This is a genomic window from Burkholderia sp. MSMB1589WGS (assembly GCF_001636105.1).
GTDB lineage: Bacteria > Pseudomonadota > Gammaproteobacteria > Burkholderiales > Burkholderiaceae > Burkholderia > Burkholderia humptydooensis.
Genome location: NZ_LNJT01000008.1, coordinates 2000836 through 2019210, shown reverse-complemented (window position 1 = coordinate 2019210; position 18375 = coordinate 2000836). Strand labels below are relative to the sequence as shown.

Annotated in this window: 16 protein-coding genes and 5 pseudogenes; 6 read left to right on the top strand and 15 right to left on the bottom strand. The window is 63.9% G+C overall.

Annotation, left to right across the window (positions count from 1 at the left end):
* Positions 1-59: 59 nt before the first annotated feature.
* The 3 genes from WT16_RS26205 to WT16_RS26195 all read right to left on the bottom strand — a co-directional run bounded on the left by WT16_RS26205 (position 60) and on the right by WT16_RS26195 (position 3443).
* Positions 60-2264: a TonB-dependent copper receptor gene (locus WT16_RS26205; RefSeq protein ID WP_063534565.1), complete on the bottom strand. Its 2205-nt coding sequence runs from the start codon at positions 2262-2264 to the stop codon at positions 60-62.
* A gap of 86 nt (positions 2265-2350) precedes the next feature.
* On the bottom strand, positions 2351-2746 hold the full coding sequence (locus WT16_RS26200) for a DUF2946 domain-containing protein (protein WP_063534564.1): 396 nt from the start codon (positions 2744-2746) through the stop codon (positions 2351-2353).
* A gap of 160 nt (positions 2747-2906) precedes the next feature.
* Positions 2907-3443: a cytochrome b gene (locus tag WT16_RS26195; protein WP_009915702.1), complete on the bottom strand. Its 537-nt coding sequence runs from the start codon at positions 3441-3443 to the stop codon at positions 2907-2909.
* Between the two features lie 261 nt (positions 3444-3704).
* Between WT16_RS26195 and WT16_RS26190 the strand changes: the two genes are divergently transcribed.
* Positions 3705-4340, top strand: coding sequence for a Pr6Pr family membrane protein (locus WT16_RS26190; RefSeq protein ID WP_006028582.1), 636 nt, complete (start codon positions 3705-3707; stop codon positions 4338-4340).
* Between the two features lie 106 nt (positions 4341-4446).
* Here the strand turns inward: WT16_RS26190 and WT16_RS26185 are convergent, their stop codons facing one another.
* The 4 genes from WT16_RS26185 to gndA all read right to left on the bottom strand — a co-directional run bounded on the left by WT16_RS26185 (position 4447) and on the right by gndA (position 7980).
* On the bottom strand, positions 4447-5202 hold the full coding sequence (locus tag WT16_RS26185) for a peptidoglycan DD-metalloendopeptidase family protein (RefSeq protein ID WP_075645255.1): 756 nt from the start codon (positions 5200-5202) through the stop codon (positions 4447-4449).
* A 126-nt stretch (positions 5203-5328) separates the two neighbouring features.
* Positions 5329-5691, bottom strand: coding sequence for a cupin domain-containing protein (locus tag WT16_RS26180; protein ID WP_197486505.1), 363 nt, complete (start codon positions 5689-5691; stop codon positions 5329-5331).
* A gap of 342 nt (positions 5692-6033) precedes the next feature.
* Positions 6034-6366: a DUF4148 domain-containing protein gene (locus WT16_RS26175; protein ID WP_015603870.1), complete on the bottom strand. Its 333-nt coding sequence runs from the start codon at positions 6364-6366 to the stop codon at positions 6034-6036.
* 198 nt (positions 6367-6564) lie between these two features.
* On the bottom strand, positions 6565-7980 hold the full coding sequence (gene gndA / locus WT16_RS26170; protein ID WP_015604050.1) for an NADP-dependent phosphogluconate dehydrogenase: 1416 nt from the start codon (positions 7978-7980) through the stop codon (positions 6565-6567).
* On the opposite strand from gndA, the pseudogene WT16_RS32870 reads away from it, so the two are divergent.
* A pseudogene (locus WT16_RS32870) lies at positions 7969-8094 on the top strand (6-phosphogluconate dehydrogenase); the annotation flags it as partial. The gene gndA and the pseudogene WT16_RS32870 overlap by 12 nt on opposite strands.
* A 253-nt stretch (positions 8095-8347) precedes the next feature.
* On the opposite strand, the gene WT16_RS26165 reads toward WT16_RS32870, so the two are convergent.
* From WT16_RS26165 to WT16_RS26150, 4 genes are all read right to left on the bottom strand, one after another.
* Entirely contained in the window at positions 8348-9025 is a 678-nt protein-coding gene (locus WT16_RS26165; RefSeq protein ID WP_009916232.1) for a DUF938 domain-containing protein, read from the bottom strand.
* Complete coding sequence (locus WT16_RS26160) at positions 8988-9911, bottom strand: NAD-dependent protein deacetylase (RefSeq protein ID WP_063534562.1); 924 nt, start codon at positions 9909-9911, stop codon at positions 8988-8990. The genes WT16_RS26165 and WT16_RS26160 overlap by 38 nt, the downstream gene beginning before the upstream one ends.
* On the bottom strand, positions 9908-11332 hold the full coding sequence (locus WT16_RS26155) for a cytosine permease (RefSeq protein ID WP_015602709.1): 1425 nt from the start codon (positions 11330-11332) through the stop codon (positions 9908-9910). The genes WT16_RS26160 and WT16_RS26155 overlap by 4 nt, the downstream gene beginning before the upstream one ends.
* 513 nt (positions 11333-11845) lie before the next feature.
* Positions 11846-12319, bottom strand: a complete 474-nt coding sequence (locus WT16_RS26150) for a hypothetical protein (RefSeq protein ID WP_063534561.1) — start codon at positions 12317-12319, stop codon at positions 11846-11848.
* Between WT16_RS26150 and WT16_RS26145 the strand changes: the two genes are divergently transcribed.
* Positions 12318-12950, top strand: coding sequence for a VUT family protein (locus WT16_RS26145; RefSeq protein ID WP_231892111.1), 633 nt, complete (start codon positions 12318-12320; stop codon positions 12948-12950). The genes WT16_RS26150 and WT16_RS26145 overlap by 2 nt on opposite strands.
* Positions 12951-12993: 43 nt before the next feature.
* Here WT16_RS26145 and WT16_RS32860 read toward each other — a convergent pair.
* Positions 12994-13269 (bottom strand): annotated as a pseudogene (locus WT16_RS32860) (LysR family transcriptional regulator); the annotation flags it as partial.
* A gap of 71 nt (positions 13270-13340) precedes the next feature.
* On the opposite strand from WT16_RS32860, the pseudogene WT16_RS32855 reads away from it, so the two are divergent.
* The 3 pseudogenes from WT16_RS32855 to WT16_RS34025 form a co-directional block, all read left to right on the top strand.
* Positions 13341-13631, top strand: a pseudogene (locus WT16_RS32855) (IS630 family transposase); the annotation flags it as partial.
* Between the two features lie 199 nt (positions 13632-13830).
* Positions 13831-14130, top strand: a pseudogene (locus WT16_RS34030) (transposase); the annotation flags it as partial.
* A 104-nt stretch (positions 14131-14234) separates the two neighbouring features.
* Positions 14235-14432, top strand: a pseudogene (locus WT16_RS34025) (IS110 family transposase); the annotation flags it as partial.
* Between the two features lie 208 nt (positions 14433-14640).
* Here the strand turns inward: WT16_RS34025 and WT16_RS26130 are convergent.
* From WT16_RS26130 to trpC, 3 genes are all read right to left on the bottom strand, one after another.
* Entirely contained in the window at positions 14641-15003 is a 363-nt protein-coding gene (locus WT16_RS26130; protein WP_009916227.1) for a hypothetical protein, read from the bottom strand.
* Positions 15004-15035: 32 nt separating this feature from the next.
* The gene (locus tag WT16_RS26125) at positions 15036-17069 is read right to left on the bottom strand and encodes a patatin-like phospholipase family protein (protein WP_063534558.1); all 2034 of its coding nucleotides are present in this window, start codon (positions 17067-17069) and stop codon (positions 15036-15038) included.
* A 291-nt stretch (positions 17070-17360) separates the two neighbouring features.
* Positions 17361-18146 carry an indole-3-glycerol phosphate synthase TrpC gene (gene trpC, locus WT16_RS26120; protein WP_006028568.1) on the bottom strand — a complete coding sequence of 262 codons (786 nt, stop codon included), beginning with the start codon at positions 18144-18146 and terminating at the stop codon, positions 17361-17363.
* Between the last annotated feature and the right edge of the window lie 229 nt (positions 18147-18375).

The window sequence follows — 18375 nt, the reverse complement described above, 5'->3', positions numbered from 1 at the left end:
GCCGCCCGCATCGCGGATGCTGCACTGCGATGCGGGGGAAAGGAACGGATGGGGGAAGCTTAGAGCTTGGTGCTCAGACGGACCCACGCGGTACGGCCGGGCTCCGTGACGGGCACGTTCGCCGGATAGCCGAAACCGGCGTTGCCGGCGAGGTTCAGGTGCTCCGCATAAGCCTTGTCGAGCACGTTGTCGATGCCGACCGAGATCTGCACCGCCTTGCTCACGTTGTACTGCGCGTGCAGCGACAGCACGCCGAAACCGGCGCTCGGGCCGAAGTCCTTGCCGACGACGTTGCCCTCGTTCAGCGCATAGCGATGCTGCGGCGCAACGACTCGCCACAGCCCGCCCGCCGACCACGGCCCGCGCGTGTACTCGACCCCAAAGCGCGCTTCGAGCGGCGGCATCTGCGGCAGCGGCGCGCCGCTTTGCACGTTGCGCCCCCACGCATACGCGAGCGACGCATCGAAACGCCACGGCGCGAGCGGGCGCCACGACGCGCCGAGCTCGCCGCCCATGATCTGCGCATTGACGTTCGTCGCCTGCGTCGTCTGCCCCATCGGGCCCGTCGCGTAATCGAACAGGATGAAGTCCTGCACGTAGCCCGCATACGCGGACACCCACGCGTCGAGCTTGTCGCTCTTGTACTGCGCGCCGATGTCGAGCTGCGTCGTCTTCTCGGGCTTGATCGCCGAGAACGCGTTGACCGAGCCGGTCGGGCCGCGCTTCGCGGAGAACAGTTCCCAGTAATCGGGGAAGCGTTGCGCATGACCGATGCCCGCGTACCACGTGACGGGCAGCGACGCGAGATCGCGCTCGTAGCGCACAAAGCCGCTCGGCAGCACGCGCGAGCGAAGATCGTCGAGCGTCGGATTGCGCATGCTCATATTCATGCCGCCCGTCGTCGCGCGCTTGTCGCGCGCGGCCGCATAGTCGATCCGCGCGCCGCCGATCACGTGCGACGCGTCGCTCGCATACCAGGTCAGCTCGCCGAACGCGCCCGCGTTCCACATGTTCGCCTGCGGATTCCACGGCTTGTCGCCGTAGTTCTGCATCCCCATCGCCGAGCGCGAGTCGAGGCGGTTCGACTGCGCGTCGACGCCCGTCACGAGCTGGAACGCGTCGGTGAAGCGCAGCGTTGCCGCGACGCGCGCGCCGAGCGTGCGGCGGCGGACTTCGGAGGCCATGCGCATCGGCATGCTGCTCGTCGGATCGGGCATCCGCAGCGTGTAGTTGTCCATCACGTGATCGGCTTCATTGTAGAAGACCTGCGCCTCGACGCGGTCGAGCACGTCGCCGATGTGCTTCTTGTCGAACTTCAGGCCGAACGTCTCGCGCCGGAAATGCGCGCCGTCCATTCCGCGGCCCGCGTAGCGCGCGTAGCCGTCGCCCGTGCCCGCCGTCAGCTCGAGCCGCGTGTTGTCGTCGGGCGTCCAGCCGAGCGCCGCATCCGCGTTCCACTTGTCCCATTGCGACGGCACCGTGCGGCCGTTGCCGTCCTCGTAATCCTGCGAATGCGCGTGGTTCGCGGTCACGCGCCCGTAGAAGTCCGGCGTGCCGGCCGTCACGTCGACGTTCTGATCGTTGCGCCCGAACGAGCCGCCGACGACGCTGCCGTCGAAGCGCATGCCCGGCGTCTTGAAGCGCGGCGTCACGCGCTCGAACAGCACCGTGCCCGCCGACGCGCCCGGCCCGTACAGCACGGTCTGCGGCCCCTTGACGACCGTCACCTTGTCGTAGCTCTCGGGCGCGATGTACGACGTCGGCGCGTCCATCCGGCCGGGACATGCGCCGAGCGTCGACATGCCGTTCGCGACGATGTTCAGACGCGAGCCGAACATCCCGCGCAGCACCGGATCGCCGTTCGTGCCGCCGCTGCGGATCGACGCGAAGCCGGGAATCGTCTTCAGGTAATCGGCGCCGTCGCTCGCGGGCAACGGCTGGCGCGGCGTTTTCGGATCGGTGACGACGACGAGCGGCGTCGATTCGGGCGCCGCGACGATTTCGATCGTCGGCAGCATCGCGGCTTCCGGCGCGGGGCCGGCTGTCGTGCGGTTCGTCGCGACGGTCGTCGCGTCGGGCGCAACGCTGCCCATCGCGCCAGGCGCGCCGTGACGGTGCGCGGCATCGTCGGTCTGCGCGGCGGCCGGCGCGAGATGGAACGCACCCGCTGCGAGCGCGGGTACGGTAAGCGTGATCGCGCGCCGCCGACGGCGCGCACGGTCTCCACGCGCGGCGTGCGCGTGACGCAAGAATTTGGATGTCATGAATCGAAACTCGAAAGACGCCCCTCCGCGCGATCGTCGGATCAAACGGATGCGGGGACTGCATGAACGGAAATGAAGTCAGGCGTTCAGGCGTCTGCCGGCGGCGCGCGCGGATAGGCGTGCGTGTAGCGCTCGAGCGGGGGCGCGGCGGCCCCGGAAGGAACGGACGGCGCGACGGCCGCCACGTGCATGGAGAAGAGCGATGGCGCGGCCGCGCCGATCGCCGGGCTGTGCGCGAAGAACGCGCAGTATCCGCATGCGTCGAGATGCAGCGCGTGATGCGCCGCGCCGTCGCGCGCCGGGCCGCCGTGCGCGACGCCCGCCGCGGCCGGCCGTGCGCCGTGCTCGTCGCCGCAGATCACCGCGGCGGAAGACGGCGCGGCGGGCCGCGCGTTTGCCTGCGAGACGAGCGGCGCGACGCTCGCCAACCAGACCGCAAGCATGCCCAGCCAGGCAGTCAGTTTGCGGAATCGGTTGGACATGGTTCGGGATGGCGTAAAGGGAATGTAATGCCGCCCGAATGTTACAGAATGTTGGCTGGCTTGGGTAGCGTGAAACGGTCGCGGGGCCGGTCGTGGTCGCGCGAACCGCGCACGCGCATCGTTGCATCCGCAACGATGCGCGCCGCGGCGGCGAAGCGTGTCAGAACGTCATCCGGCGCAGCGTCGCGTCCCGCTTCACGAAGTGATGCCAGAGCGCGGCGAGTGCGTGCAGGCCGATCACGTAATAGAACACGTTGCCGATCAATTCGTGCGCTTCCTTGATCGTCGAACGCAGCGCCGCGTTCGGACCGAACAGCGTAAACGACCAGTCGATCCCCGCGAGCGTCACCGGCTTGCCGCCGAAGTTCAGCGTCATGATTCCGAGGAGCGGCTGCGCGACGATGAACACGTACAGCGCGAGATGCGCGAGCTTCGCGAACAGCGCGAGCCACGCCGGCTGCGGCAGCTCGCGCGGCGCGCCGCCCGCCAAGCGCCAGACGATCCGCAGCACGGCCAGCGCAAGCACGAGCGTGCCGGCAAGGTAATGGACGTTCGACCAGAACACCCGGCTGTCGGTCCCTTTCGGCCCGCGCACTTCGATCGCGAGGTACGCGAGCGCGACGAGCAGGAAAATCGCCCAATGGAAGAAGACGGCGGGACGGCTGTAGCGCGCCTGGCCGGCGAGGATACGATTCATGATCAGTCTCGTTCGTATTGAAGGGAACCACCGGATCGCGCGCGGCGCCGCACACGACGTTGTCGAATTGTAATGACGCGCGATGCGCGGGCCCTGCGGCTCGATCAAGTTTCCGCATGATCGCGGATCGCGTGCCGGGCGGGCTCGGGTAGAGCCGCATGTCGGCGCGGCAATGCTTGAACTATTCTCGAATCAATATTCGAGCAGTCGGGCACGCATCCGCCACGACGCCCGCTTCACCGCTACACGCAAGGCCCCATCATGCAGAAAGCCGCTTTTGTCGCAGCCTACAGACTGGTCGGCTGCGGACTGATCCTTTCCGCGACCTGTCACAGCATCGCACGCCGATGGAACACGCCGACTTTCCGGCTCGACAACTTCCTCAGCTACTTCACGCAGCTCAGCAGCCTGTATGCGGCCATCGTGCTGCTCGCGGGATTATGGCTTGCGACGAAACCGCCGTCGCGACGATACGAGTCCGCGCGCGGCGCCGTCGTGCTGTACATGGCGATCACGGGCATCGTCTACGAGCTGCTGCTCGCGCATCTGGACACGCTGCATCATGCGACGCCTTATTATACGAACTGGATATTGCATCGGATCATCCCGATCACGGTGTTTCTCGACTGGCTGTACGTCGCGCCGCGCGTGCGGATCGACTGGTCGCAGCTCGCGCGGTGGCTCGCGTTTCCGGTCGCGTATCTCGGCTATACGCTCGTGCGCGGCGCGCTGATCGACTGGTACCCGTACCCGTTCGTCGATCCGCGCGCGCACGGCTATCTGATGGTCGCCGCATACAGCGGCGCGATCGCGGCGGGCAGCCTCGGTTTCGCCGCGCTGATCGTGCTGCTCGGCAACCGCGCCGGCGCGCTCGCGCCGCAGACGGAGCACGCTTGACGACGGCGCCGCGCGCACGCGCGCACGCCGGATGGCCGGGCCCGGCGGCGACACGATCGCGCCGCTCAGCCGCGCATCGCGCGCGGCGGGCGGCGCTGGAAGTCGGTCAGTAGCCGTTGCGCGGCAGCAGGCCGAGCGGATCGACGGCCTTGCCGTTGCGCCGCACTTCGAACTCGAACGTCGAGCGGCCGCTCGCGTCGGTCGCCATCTCCGCGACCGGCTGGCCCGCGCTCACCGCGTCGCCTTCGTTGACGAGCAGCCTGTCGTTGTGGCCGTACGCGGTGATGAGGCCGTTCTCGTGCTTCAGGATCACGAGCGGGCCATAGGCGGCGACGCCCGTTCCCGCGTACACGACGCGGCCGGGCGCGGCGGCGCGCACCGTGCGATCGCCGCCCGCCGAGGTGATCACGATCCCGTGGTTCCTGCCGGCACCGAACGGCGTCGTCACGGTGCCGCGCGCGGGCCACGCGAGCGCCGGCGCGGCCGCTTGCGGCTGCGCGGCGGGTGGCGCAAGCGTCGCCGTGCTCGGCGGCGGCGCGACGCGCAGCACCTGGCCGGGCGTCACCATGTCGGTCAGCGCCATGTGGTTCCAGCTCGCGACGTCGAGCGGGCGCTGCCCGAACGCGGACGCGATGCTTGCGAGCGTATCGCCCGAATTCACGCGGTAATAGCCGGCCGGCACGCCCGACGACGCGCGCTGCGCCGACTGCGGCGGCACGTGCGTCGGCTGCCAGGAGTCGGTCCACGGCGTCAGCGTGCAACCGCCGGCGAGCGCCGCGCCTGCCGCGACGAGCGCCGTGCGCACCGTCCAGCCGATGCCGGAGCGTTGGACGAACAGAATGCTTCTCAAGCGTACCTCCATCAATTCACTTCGCTGCGGCGGCACGCTCGCCGCCGCCGGGACTTCGTGCGCGATCGGCCCGGCAAGCCCGGCGAACCGCACCCGGCCGGGCCGACGCATCGCGAGCCGCGCCATTCCGATCGGACCTCAAACGCTGCCTTCGGTTTCGACGACGAGAATCCGGGCCTCGCCGAGCGGGCACGCGACATGTTCCGTCCCTGCCGATGCGAAAAAGATGTCGCCTGCCTCCAGGACGGTCGCGTGCTCGACGCCGGCGTCGCGATAGCGCATCTCGACCCGGCCGTCGAGCACGACGAACACCTCTTCGCCATCGTTGACGTGCCATTTGTACGGCTGATCCGTCCAATGCAGGCGGGTCGTGACGCCGCGCATGTTGGCGATGTCGACGGCGCCCCACGCCCGCGGCGCGGTGAAGCTCTTGCTGCGTACGATCTTCATGGACATTCCCGTGGCACCGTGGCGGCCGGCGCGACGATCGCGCGGCACCATGCCGGACGGATAGTAACTCGCCGGACATCGCCGACGTAAGTTGTCGGGGAATCGGCCGATCGGCGAAGGCGCGCGCGACGAGCGCGCTCACCCGCTACGAGCGGCGGTGCAGCGTCCGGAATGCGGTGTTGAATCCCGGTGCGCCATCCGCCGCGCGCCGCTCGCCCGATGCCCGGATCGGAATTGACGGCGGCACACGCGCGACCGCCCTGTTTCGGCGCGCCAAAAAGCTCAGCCCGCGCGTTCCAACGAATGGAACACGCGGGCTGAGAACTGCCATGCGCGGGCCGCGACTCGCCGCGCTCGCGTTCAGCCGCGACGCGCGACGGACAACCGTGCCGCTCAACGACCCTTGTAGACCGGTGCGCCGTCGGCGATGCGCTTCACCTTGTTCGGCGCGCCCGATTCGGCCGCGGCCGCAGGCTGCGCGCCGTAGCCGCTCGTGTCGGCTTGCGCGGCGACGTTTTGCTGACCGTGGATCTTGGCTTCGGCAGCCTGGATTTCCTCGGGGTAGTTCACGCGGTCGGAAGCCGGGTTATAGCCCGCCTGCTCGAGCTGGATGAGCTCGGCCCGGACTTGCGCGCGGGTCACCGGGCCATTCGATTGCTGGGCGAACGAAACGGCCGGAACGGCGAGGGCGGCGGCGACTGCGACGGTAGCGAAAAGCGATTTCATGATCAAACCTCCGTGATTTTTTGCTTCGCCGCAAGCACCATGCGAGCAGCGATTAATCACAGTCTAGTCACGGAGGCACTTAGGGAAAACCATGTATCGACGAAAACACTGTTTCGAGACCGATAACAATCGCCGTTCCATCCCTAGAAAAACCCGACCAATAACGTAGACGATCGCAACAATTACCGATCTCGCGTGTCACTCGGCCCAGTTCGCGTGGAAGCTGCCCGGCTTGTCGGTGCGCTCGAACGTGTGCGCGCCGAAGAAATCGCGCTGCGCCTGCACGAGGTTCGCGGGCAGGCGCGCCGACCGGTAGCTGTCGAAATACGCAACCGCCGACGCGAACGCCGGCACGGGCACGCCCGCCTTCACCGCGGCGATCACGACGTTGCGCAGCGCGGACTGGTAATTCGCCGCGATGTCCTGGAAATACGGGTCGAGCAGCAGATTCGCGAGCGCGGTGTTCTTCGCATACGCATCGGTGATCTTCTGCAGGAAGCGCGCGCGGATGATGCAGCCCGCGCGGAAGATCTTCGCGATCGTGCCGAGATCGAGGTTCCAGCCGTATTCCTTCGATGCCGTATCGAGCTGCGCGAAGCCCTGCGCGTACGAGATCACCTTCGACAGGTACAGCGCGCGGCGCACCGATTCGACGAACGCGGCGCGATCGCCTTCGAGCGGCGCAGGAGACGGCCCGCTCAGCACCTTGCTCGCCGCGACGCGTTGCGCCTTCAGCGACGACAGCACGCGCGCGAACACCGATTCGGTGATGAGCGGCAGCGGCACGCCGAGGTCGAGCGCGTTCTGGCTCGTCCACTTGCCGGTGCCCTTCTGCGCGGCGCGGTCGAGAATCACGTCGACGAGATGCTCGCCCGTTTCGTCGTCCTTCTTGCCGAAGATCTTCGCGGTGATCTCGATCAGGTAGCTGTCGAGCTCGCCCTGGTTCCATTCGGCGTAGACCTCGCCCAACTCGTCGTTCGTCAGGCCCGCGACCTGCTTGAGCACCGCGTAGCTCTCCGCGATCAGTTGCATGTCGCCGTACTCGATCCCGTTATGGACCATCTTCACGTAATGGCCCGCGCCGTCCGGCCCCATGTACGCGACGCACGGCTCGCCGTCCGCCGGCGCCTTCGCGGCGATCTGCTCGAGGATCGGCTCGACGAGATCGTATGCGTCGCGCTGGCCGCCCGGCATGATCGACGGGCCGCGCAGCGCGCCCTCCTCGCCGCCCGACACGCCCGTGCCAATGAAATGCAGGCCCGCCTGCGCCAGTTCCTGGTTGCGGCGGATCGTGTCGGTGAAATGCGTGTTGCCGCCGTCGATCAGCACGTCGCCCTTGCCGAGCAGCGGCTTGAGCGCCGCGATCGTCGCATCGGTCGCTTCGCCCGCCTTCACCATCAGGAGGATGCGGCGCGGCGTTTCGAGCGACGCGACGAATTCCTCGAGCGTATAGGCCGGCACGAGCTTGCGATCGGGAAATTCGGCGATCAGTTCGTCGGTCTTCTCGCGGCTGCGGTTGTAGACCGACACCGCGTAGCCACGGCTTTCGATATTCAAGGCCAGATTGCGCCCCATCACCGCGAGACCGACCACACCGATTGCTTGTTTGCCCATTGTTCAATTCTCCGGAAAAAACAGGGCGCGACCCACCGGGGTCGCGCGCACAGGCGCAAGGATAAGGGAAACCGCGCGAGCGCGCCGCGAATGAAAGGCGTCCGGAGGCGAATCGGGTGGCGGCCCGGTTTGACGCCTCGCGACGTCTGGCGGTCCCTCGATGCGGCTTCGGCGGCGCTTCGGCGTTGATTCGGGATACTGTCGACGTGTCGTGGTCGAACGGATGGCGGTGTCCATGCTGCGATCGCGGGCCGTCGCGATTGGTTCGTTCTGCCCGTTCTACGATCCCTACGATCGCGCGTTCGTCTCGTTCAACGAATCCGACGCTCACGCCAGCGCCGCCGCGCCGCGCCCGACGCACACGCGCCTACGCGCGCTTTCGAAACACGACGCTCAGATTGTTCGCCGGCATCTCGACGATCTCGTCGAGCACGAGGCCGGACGCACTGCCGAGTTCGACTACCGCTTCCAGATCGCGCACGCCCCACGCCGGATTGCGGCTGCGCAACTGCGCATCGAACTGCGCGTTCGATTCGGCCGTGTGCGCGCCGCCGCGGCGATACGGCCCGTACAGATACAGCACGCCGCCCTCGGGCAGCACGCGCGCCGCGCCTTCGAAGAGCGCGCACGCGGCCGCCCACGGCGCGATGTGGATCATGTTGATGCAGACGAGCGCATCGGCGGCGGCTAGCGGCCACGGCTTTGCGCACACGTCGAGCGCGAGCGGCGCGCGCAGGTTCGGCAGCGCGGCATCGGCCGCCCACGCGGCGACCGACGCGCGCGCGGCCAACTCCACGTCGGTCGGCTGCCAGACGAGATCGGGCAGCGCAGCCGCGAAGTGGACCGCGTGCTGGCCAGTGCCGCTCGCGATCTCCAGCACGGCGCCGCGCGCGGGCAGCACGCGCTTCAGCACAGCGAGAATCGGCTCGCGGTTGCGTTCGGCGGCGGCCGCCCATTGGCGCGAAGTGGAATCGATCGGCATGACGAAACGAATCAGGATGGACGAGTCAGACGTGAAGCGGGCCGCGCGCGTCGCTCGCCGCAAGCCCGAGACGCGCGGCGAGCGCGGCGAGCGTCTGCCCGCACGACGCCTCGACCTTCAGCGTCAGCAGCGGATCGGCGCGCGTATGCCCGAGATTGATCGCGACGATCGGCTTGCGCTGGTCGCTCGCCCATACGCAGAACCGGTAGCCGGAATACACCATCAGCGACGAGCCGACGACGAGCATCGCATCGGCGTCGTCGAGCGCGCGCGCGGCGGCCGCGACGCGCTCGCGCGGCACGTTCTCGCCGAAGAACACGACGGCCGGCTTCAGCAGCCCGCCGCACGCCGGGCACGCGGGCACGCGAAACGTGTCGAGCGCGCGCCATTCGAGATGCGCGTCGCCGTCGGCGGTGGGCTCCGCCTCGGCACCGAGCAACTCAGGATTGTCCGCTTCGAGGATGGGCTGGATCGCCGCACGCGCGTGATGCGCGCCGCAATCGAGACACGTGACGCCGCCGATGCCGCCGTGCAGTTCGATGACGTCGACGCTGCCCGCGCGCTGATGCAGCCCGTCGACGTTCTGCGTGACGAGCCGCCCGATGCGCGCCGCCGCGCCGAGCCGCGCGAGCGCATGATGCGATGCGTTCGGCTGCGCGCGCCCGACCACGGGCCAGCCGAGCATGCTGCGCGCCCAGTAGCGGCGGCGCGCATGGTCGGAATCGAGAAACTCGCGGTACTGGATCGGCGGCGAGCGCATCCATGCGCCGTTGCGGTCGCGATAGCCGGGAATGCCGGAATCGGTGCTGATGCCCGCGCCCGTGAGCACGAAGAGGCGCGGATGTCGCTCGACGAACGCGTGCAGCGCGTCGAGCGCGCGCGGATCGGCCGACGGCGCGGCGTCCGGCGATGAAAGCGGCTGCGACGAAACAACGGCGGAATCGGTCATGACAATGAGGGCTCGTCCGGCAGGATCAGCCGCTCGGGGACGTGCGCGGCCTGCCTGCGTGCCGCCACATAATACAGAATGCCGGGCACGGCGAGGCCGATGATCCACGAGATGTCGGTGCCGCCCAACTTCGCGACGAGCGGCCCGGTATAGAACTCGGTCGCGATGAACGGCATCTGCACGAGCACGCCGATCGCGTAGATCGATACGCCCGCGATGTTCCAGCGGCCGTAGCGGCCGTCGGGATCGTAGAGCGCGGGCACGTCGTAGCGCTCCTTCGTCACGCAGTAGAAGTCGACCAGATTGATCGCGCTCCACGGCGTGAAGAATGCGAGCAGGAACAGGATGAACGCTGAGAAATCCTTCAGGAATGCGTGACGACCGACGAGCGCGAGCCAGGCGACCGCGGCGACCATCGCGAGCACGTAGGCCATCCGCGCGCGCTGCGTGATCTGCGCGCGGCCCGAGAAGCCGGTGACGATCGTCGCGACCGACATCACGCTGCCGTATGCGTTGAGCGTCGTGATCGTCAGCTTGCCGAACGCGATCGCGAAATAGAGCAGCGCGGCCGTCGCGCCGCTCGCGCCGAGACTCACGATGAACTGCACTTCGTGCCCGGCGAACTGCTTGCCCGCGAGCGCCGCCGCGAACACGCCGAACGCCATCGACGCCTGCGCGCCGAGCACCGAGCCGAGACCGATCGCCCAGAACGTGCGGCGCGCGGACGTCGCGCGCGGCAGATAGCGCGAATAGTCGGCGACGTAGGGCCCGTACGCTATCTGCCACGACGCGGACAGCGAGATCGCGAGCAGGAAGCTCGGCAGCGAGAAATGCCGGATCGCGAGCAGCGCGCCGACGTCATGGCCGCCGAGGAGCCGCGCGAACATGTAGACGAACGCGATCACGCCGACGACGCTCGACACGCGGCCGAGCGCGTGAATCGTCCGATACCCGAACACCGCGAGCACGACGACGACCGCGATGAACGCGAAGATGCCGACCGTGTCGGCGACGCCGAGCAGTTGCGCGAGCGCCTGACCGGCGAGCACGGTGCCGCTCGCGGAGAAGCCGACGTACATCAGGCAGACGAGCACGAGCGGAATCACCGCGCCGTAGATGCCGAACTGCACGCGGCTCGAAATCATCTGCGGCAAGCCGAGCCGCGGCCCTTGCGCACCGTGCAGCGCCATCACCGCGCCGCCGAGCAACTGACCGAGCGCGAGTCCGACGAGCGACCAGAACACGTCGCCGCCCAGCACGACTGCGAGCGCGCCGGTGACGATCGCCGTCACCTGAAGGTTCGCGCCGAGCCACAGCGTGAACTGGCTCGACAGCTTGCCGTGACGCTCGTGGTCGGGGATGTGGTCGATCGTGCGGCGTTCGCGCAGCGGGCGGCGTTGGGCATCGGTGACGTTCGGCATGGCGGCGGGTCCCGGAAATGTCTGAGGTTCGGAATGCTCACGGTAGCCGCTCAAAATTGTATAGACAACTCTTTTGGGGATTCGGGTTTGTACCGAGGCGGCAATGTGGTGAATCCCCGCGCACTATCCCGCAAACCACCCCGCGACAAATCCGGACGCGAAGGCTTTGCGAGGCCCGCAACGAAATGGCGGGCCGCACCGCTCTCGATAGGCCGAGACTTCCACCTTCGCCTCCGACTACACCTTCGCCTACCGCTGCGGTTCCAACACCAACTTCTGCCCTAGCGCCCCCGCCGGCGCGTCCACCACGCGCACTAGCTTCATCTGATACTGCGCGCGCGCGTCGAAGCGCGGGCGCGTCGGCCTTGCCGAGATTCTTCACGCGCGCCTTCTCCATCCGCGACATGAACGCGTTCATCGCCGCCTCCCGCTCCTTGCGCGCGACCACCGCCGCATTGACCACCCACGTCCCGTCGCGCCACACGTATTCGTCCGACGGCCGCGGCGGCGTCGTCAGGCCCGCGTCCTCGGGCGTGATGCCCGCCTTCGTGATCTCGGCGGGCGCGCCGGTGCCGGTGCGGTACAGACGCGCGCCGCCGTGCGCATTTCGAAGACAATCTGCCTGACCGTGGCCGACGCGAGCTCGCTCGCGATCCATTGCGTCGTCGCGAAGCGATTCGACCGGTCGCTCGCGTCCGGGTGGCTGCCGAATGCCGGTTTGTCGAAGTACGTTCCTTCCGGCGCGAAATGCACGGTCTGAACGCCGTTGCTCGTCACGCCGAAGTGGCCGTCGGCGATATGGAACAGGCCGGTGTCCGGTGCGCCGTCGTTCGCGAACGTCAGCGACGGGAACGCGGTCGAGCCTTCGGCCAGCACGATGCGCGCGCCCGGATCGAGCTTCAGCTCGCCCTTCAGCGCGCCCTTGTGCCGGACGGCCTTGCCGTCGACGAGGAACGTGCGGTCCGCGAAGACGTGCGAGGCACGCATGCTCAAGATGGCGGGAACGATTATCCTAGCGCACCGGCAGTTCATGCTCGAGCACCATGACGCGCTGATGCAATGCCACCGCCGAACATTCCGGAGCCGGCGCAACGAGGACTTTTACTGCAGAGGAACCATGTACGTCTTGATCTACATCGCGGCTGTCGTCGCAGCGAACCTGAGCGTCGCGCACTTCGGCCCGGCATCCACGCCGATCAACGCCTTCCTGCTGATCGGCCTCGATCTGGCGATCCGTGATCGCCTGCACCTCAACTGGCGGGGGCGCGCGCTGTGGGCACGCATGTTCGCGCTGATCGCAGGCGCAGGCGCCGCAAGCTATTTGCTCAATCCCGCGTCGGGCGTAATCGCGGTGGCGTCTCTCGCTGCATTCAGTGCCGCGGCCGTCGCCAGCGCAATCGTGTTCCAGGCTGCCCGCCGTTATCCCGTTCTCGCACGCGCAAACGGCGCCAACATAGCCGGCGCCGCCGTGGATTCGCTCATCTTCCCTCTGATCGCGTTCGGCACGATATTCCCGACAATCGCGTTTCTGCAGTTCCTCGCGAAGGTCGCCGGCGGCGCTGTCTGGTCGTGGCTTGTCTTTCGCAATGTCCGTGTCGCCGGATGCGAAAGCAACTGAAGCGGGAAGGAGTAAGCTGAAGGCGGCACGGCTGCACTGACGCTCAGCTCTGCGCGCGCACAAATAGATCCGCGAATGTCTGCGCCAAGATAGTCGGTTCGACGGATAACAGCAGTGCACATCTCGATTTCGCACCCTCATCAGAAAGCGGTACGAAGGACACATCGCTCAAGCCTAACGTCGTCACCCGCTCCGGAACAATCGCCACCCCGTAACCAGCCGCGACCAAATTCAGCATCGACGTTTTGGGAGAAACGATCCGTGAAGCTGTTGGCACGAAACCGCGCTTCATGCAAAGATCGATTACGACACGTGCTAGTGTCCTGTTCCGTTGTTAACTGAAAAATGTTCGCGTAGCATGTTGACGTCAACGGAACGGGAGACGTCAGCATGCCAATGGGACGACCGAAGGCGGAACTGGTGCTGAGCGAAGACGAACGCTCGCAACTGATGTCGATAGCACGTTCTCGTTCGATTTCGGCTGCGCTGGTCGCGCGGGCGCGCATCGTGCTGGCGGCTGCTGACGGCGAATCCAACAGCGCAATCGCACAACGTCCCGGCAAGCCACGCACGATCGACGATGAGCGGCTGGCTCAACTGATTCACAAGACCCTGCACACGAAGCCGGCAGATGGATCCACTCACTGGAGCGTGCGCACGATTGCCGTCGAAACCGCCCTCCGCAAACTCGGCAATCATTCTTCCTCTATCGCGGCGCAGCCCTGCCTCATTAGCCGGCCCTGAACAGTTCTGAAAGATTTATGCAGCGAGGCTGCGAGATCGAAACGGTGTTGTTGAATTTGCAGGGAGCAAGCATATTGATACTTGAATCCTGGAAATCCTGATGAGATATGAATGGATCCGAAGACGCCAGCGCCAGAGGAAGATCGCCGGGCTGCTGTACTCGCGACATGCATTCGACCTGTCGGACGAAGAGGTCATTTGGCAATGGTTAGAGAATCCATACTGGCAAGTGTTCGCCGGCGAGACGTACTTGCAAACGAAGCCGCCGATCGATCCTTTGAGCCTGACGCGCTAGCGCAAGCGACTGGGCGAAGCCGGCGTAGAAGAACTGTTGGCCGAGACGACCGAAGCGGCCAAACGTGCAAACGTCATCAAAACTTCGGGCCTGAAGCGGATGATTGTCGATACGGCGGTGATGGAGAAGGCGATTGCGTACTTTCCTCGATTCGCTCGAACTCGCCAAGGAGAAACTCATCCCCCATTAAAGACTCGTTCTTTGTCGGTCCGACTACCTGTCAGATCGAGTCCCGGCTAATACAGATGCAGCGCGTAGCCAAGACCGACCACATCGATGCAACCACCCTCGCCGAGTTCGCTGCCGTACTGGCCCAACGTCCCGACTACGAGCGCTTCGTGCGACCGCTCAGCGATCCCGCACAGCAGAATCTGGCGGCTCTGGTCACCCGGCGATGCCAGCTTGTGGTCATGCGACTCTCCGAGCGTCAGCGCCTGCGCCTGGCTCGCCCGGTCACACGCCCGAGCATCCAGGCGTTGCTTGATGCCATTTCCTGTCAATCAGAGGTCGGAGGCGCATCGCCGGCGGGCGCTCCGGGCCCGTCAACACTTCCATCACTTCCTGCCTGGTATTAGTCAAAAACACAGCCTTATGCCTACCCGCTAGTTTAAGTGAGAGGCTATGTCCGGTGTTTCAGGGGGCTGCTCCACTTCACATCGATAGTTCTTTTCGCAGATCGGCCGCCGTCTGCATCATCAAACTATAACGGCTAGAAAGATCAGCCGTCGCCCAAGGTTCGCGAAGCCATGCCACGAGGTCCCCTCCATTGACGATTCCTACCTGCAACGGCTGTGTCCTAGCATTGAACGCATTGAGGTTCAGCAGTAGTAGTGCCTGCCCCTGGTTCAACGAAGGTGGCACTGGACCGATACCAACCGCCATCAGATAAACATCGTTCATTTGCTTGAGCAGGAAGGGGTGTTCGTCAATAGTAAGTGTGATCAGGGTAGAATCAGACACTTGAACGCGCATCTCACTGAGCCAACTCTCGACCCAAGTCTGGTAATCAAACATCAATATCTCCTTTCTCCATTCGCCGACCAAACTCACACTCGCCTGTCTGGAATGCGATACGCCTTGGCGTCATCGATAGTTTTCGAAGAAATAGATTCAGATAAAACACTGATTCGCGGTTTGTAATTCGCCGCCAAATTTGACAACGCTTCGTTATACTCTTTACGCGTTGATGCTTTGTTGAGTCGATCCTCAGTTAAATTGAGTAATGCGTGGTTGGCCGCTGTTTGACCATACTTGAAGCGTGCACGATAGATAATGTCCGAGATTGCTCTACGCGATGCGTTGACTGTATCCTGCTTCTCGTTCAGCGCCTGTACCGCGCGCAATGTCGGTGAATTTGTCTCCGCGCCGCGAATCGCATCGGTGATGCGTGCGAGCGATTTGGGCTGTTGCGGGTCCAACATTTTCCTCGCCAAATATGTCGCCCTATCAGCATCGCCTTCGGTCAATTCGTCGAGTCGTTGAACGAGCAAAGCCAGCCTATCCGGTGCAAGACGCTCCATCCCGGCAATTGAATTCGAGAGATCGCCAAGCATCTCGTTCGCACGAGTACGAAATCTATGCAGATTCGCTGTCAAGTGTGGATGATCGTCGTGTAATGTGTGAAATTCACTATCGGCAAGTGCCAACATAGCGGCATCCGTGGACAGGAATTCCATGGTGATTTTCTGCTGACCGCGTAGAGCAATGTGCTCTTCAACCTTCGACTGTAAGTCGCGCTGCATCGCTCGCTTGTCGTCTATCGACATGCCAAAGTTCAGCGTCCCGCTCATCAATCCCGAGAAGTCGCCACGCTCGTTTTTTAATGGCACTTGCACAATCTGCTCACGCAAATCACCTAAGCCGCGCATTTGCAACGAATTTAATGCTGACATCGGTGCACCGGTCAGCCAGTCCGCGATGACGTCCGATAGGCCGGAAGGCGCGATCGGCTTGTCCGGCACCGCGCTGAACATCAAAATCAATGCATTCGGGTGCGGCAGCGCCCGGCTAGCGGATTCATGATTGACAAGGGCCGGCGCGGGGACATTGAACATGATCCCACCATCCTGATAGCGCGCGGTGCCAAAGGCCGAACTATGCGTCTGTTGCGCAAAAACGAAGGGTAAGGAGCTAGAAATGAGAGCCGCTTTTGCAATATCCATTTCCGGCGTAGTTTCCGCTGAAAAAATCGCGATCTGAGGACGATTCTTCTCCATCATCGTCCCCGTGCAACTCAACTCCTTGATAGCTGGAATATGTGGACTCAACGTATGAAGATCCCCAAACGTCACCGCCCCACCTGCCTCGAGCCGGAAGCGAATTGCTTCGATGGCGGCTTTCTGTTCACCACATTTTTTCAGATCAAGACCTGATAAATGTGCCATCACGCTCGCGCGTGATTCTTCGCGGATCAGATTTTCCAGCGCAGGTGCACGTGTTTGTGCATTCATCAAAATCGTGAGCGTGTCTCCTACATTCTTGCCGATCCCTGTTTTCTCGCCGATACGCTTGCTTGTATCGCGCAGAATCTCCTCCGCAACGTGTCTGCCAATCTGGAATGCCGGCGGGCCAGCCCGCTGCCGAAGCAAATCCACAAAATCAACACTATTGGATAGTTTAGTGAAATGTTCGCTGGAAATACCAGATGCAAGTAGGGCGGCAGTAATGGCGCCGGCTGACGATCCCGAGATTGACCTAATTTTCGACATGACCCCTTGGGCCTCAAGCGCGACTACCGCGCCGGGATACGCAGCTCCCTTTGCACCTCCACCACTCAATACAAGATTTTTTATTTCCGGATAGTTCAGCGAAATTCGTGCTTTGCCATCCTGATTTTTTTCCAATGTCAAATTGCGCGGACCCACGTTCTGAGCCAATGGCACGTATGCTGATGCGGACGTGGCAGCTCGCCCTGCCTGCACGTTAAACTTCAACCCGATTCCGGCGGCTATTTTCGCAGCATCTGCGAGCAAGTTCGACTCGGTATTAATATGTACGCCAGGCGCGGCACCTGCGATTGGAGATAATGGCTTTGATTCGCGAACCTGGCCAGCCATCAAAATCTGCCTATTGATCGGCATCGACTTACTCCTGTTTCACTGAACAGAGTCAATAATGCTTCCAAATTCGTTTTGATAATTACTGAAATTTCAGTGATTTTTTGTTTCTTTCAATCTCAAACCGATAATTTGGCGGCCGACTGAATCGGCAAACCTAATAGTAGCCGATTCAGCAGAATGTCGACCAAGAGCATTCTGTTTCCGCTGACGATCAAGCAACCGGGTGTCGAAGCCGCGGGGTTCCACCATCGACAGAGCGAGTTGTCTATCTCAACCGCGAACAATTCCGCTGATGCAAATACTCGATCACCATCAGAAGAACAATCGTGCAAGTTCGGCTCCCGGATGCTCCGCGCGCATGAACGCCTCGCCGACGAGAAACGTGTTCACGTTCGCGGCGCGCATTGTTTCGACGCTGGTCCTCGACAAGATGCCCGATTCAGTAACGACAATCCGGTCCTGCGGAATCATGTCGAGCATGTCAAGAGTCGTCTGGATCGTCGTCTCAAACGTGCGCAAGTTGCGATTGTTGATGCCGAGAAGTGGCGTCTTCAGCGTCAGCGCCTGCTCCATCTCATGGCTATCGTGCACTTCAACCAGCACTGCAAGCCCGAGCGAGTGCGCATACGCCTCGAGATCCTGCATCTGTGACGTGTCGAGCGCTGCGGTAATCAGCAAGATCGCGTCCGCCCCCATCGCACGAGCTTCGATGATCTGGTACGCGTCAATGATAAAGTCTTTGCGCAACACGGGCAGCGTACAAGCGGAACGCGCCTCCTTGAGATAGCGGACTCCACCTTGGAAAAATTGCTCATCGGTCAGCACGGATAGGCACGCGGCTCCGTGCAACGCATACGAGAGGGCGATGTCGGCTGGCGCAAAATGCTCGCGCAGCACGCCCTTCGACGGACTCGCCTTTTTGATTTCCGCGATGACGGCCGCGTCGCCGGTCGCGTGCTTCGAACGCAACGCCCCAACGAAATCGCGCAAATCGCATGTGGAGGCTTCCCGTTTTAGCGCCTCGACTGGCGTACTACGCATGGCCGCTGCGACTTCTTCGCGCTTGACCGCGATGATTCGTTCGAGAATATCGCTCATTTGAGTTTCTCCACAATTCATAAAACAAGGTTATAGAGACCGCAGGAGCAGATTGCGCACATGATCCGGTCAGGCGATCATGCTGGCGGCAGCGCCGTCTCGAAAGGTGCAATTGGAAGGATATTTATTTGCCACTGTAATGTAATTGTATGCTTTGTTGCATCCGGGTTTTCATGGATGAATGATTCCTCGCATCGGCGATCGGATGCTGATTCGCTGCCAGAGCGCA

Coding starts and splice junctions, on each gene's coding strand:
- WT16_RS26205 (WP_063534565.1), bottom strand. CDS start 2,264: ATGACATCCAAATTCTTGCGTCACGCGCACGCCGCGCGTGGAGACCGT.
- WT16_RS26200 (WP_063534564.1), bottom strand. CDS start 2,746: ATGTCCAACCGATTCCGCAAACTGACTGCCTGGCTGGGCATGCTTGCG.
- WT16_RS26195 (WP_009915702.1), bottom strand. CDS start 3,443: ATGAATCGTATCCTCGCCGGCCAGGCGCGCTACAGCCGTCCCGCCGTC.
- WT16_RS26190 (WP_006028582.1), top strand. CDS start 3,705: ATGCAGAAAGCCGCTTTTGTCGCAGCCTACAGACTGGTCGGCTGCGGA.
- WT16_RS26185 (WP_075645255.1), bottom strand. CDS start 5,202: ATGGAGGTACGCTTGAGAAGCATTCTGTTCGTCCAACGCTCCGGCATC.
- WT16_RS26180 (WP_197486505.1), bottom strand. CDS start 5,691: ATGGTGCCGCGCGATCGTCGCGCCGGCCGCCACGGTGCCACGGGAATG.
- WT16_RS26175 (WP_015603870.1), bottom strand. CDS start 6,366: ATGAAATCGCTTTTCGCTACCGTCGCAGTCGCCGCCGCCCTCGCCGTT.
- gndA (WP_015604050.1), bottom strand. CDS start 7,980: ATGGGCAAACAAGCAATCGGTGTGGTCGGTCTCGCGGTGATGGGGCGC.
- WT16_RS26160 (WP_063534562.1), bottom strand. CDS start 9,911: ATGACCGATTCCGCCGTTGTTTCGTCGCAGCCGCTTTCATCGCCGGAC.
- WT16_RS26155 (WP_015602709.1), bottom strand. CDS start 11,332: ATGCCGAACGTCACCGATGCCCAACGCCGCCCGCTGCGCGAACGCCGC.
- WT16_RS26145 (WP_231892111.1), top strand. CDS start 12,318: ATGCTCAAGATGGCGGGAACGATTATCCTAGCGCACCGGCAGTTCATG.
- WT16_RS26150 (WP_063534561.1), bottom strand. CDS start 12,319: ATGCGTGCCTCGCACGTCTTCGCGGACCGCACGTTCCTCGTCGACGGC.
- WT16_RS26130 (WP_009916227.1), bottom strand. CDS start 15,003: ATGTTTGATTACCAGACTTGGGTCGAGAGTTGGCTCAGTGAGATGCGC.
- WT16_RS26125 (WP_063534558.1), bottom strand. CDS start 17,069: ATGCCGATCAATAGGCAGATTTTGATGGCTGGCCAGGTTCGCGAATCA.
- trpC (WP_006028568.1), bottom strand. CDS start 18,146: ATGAGCGATATTCTCGAACGAATCATCGCGGTCAAGCGCGAAGAAGTC.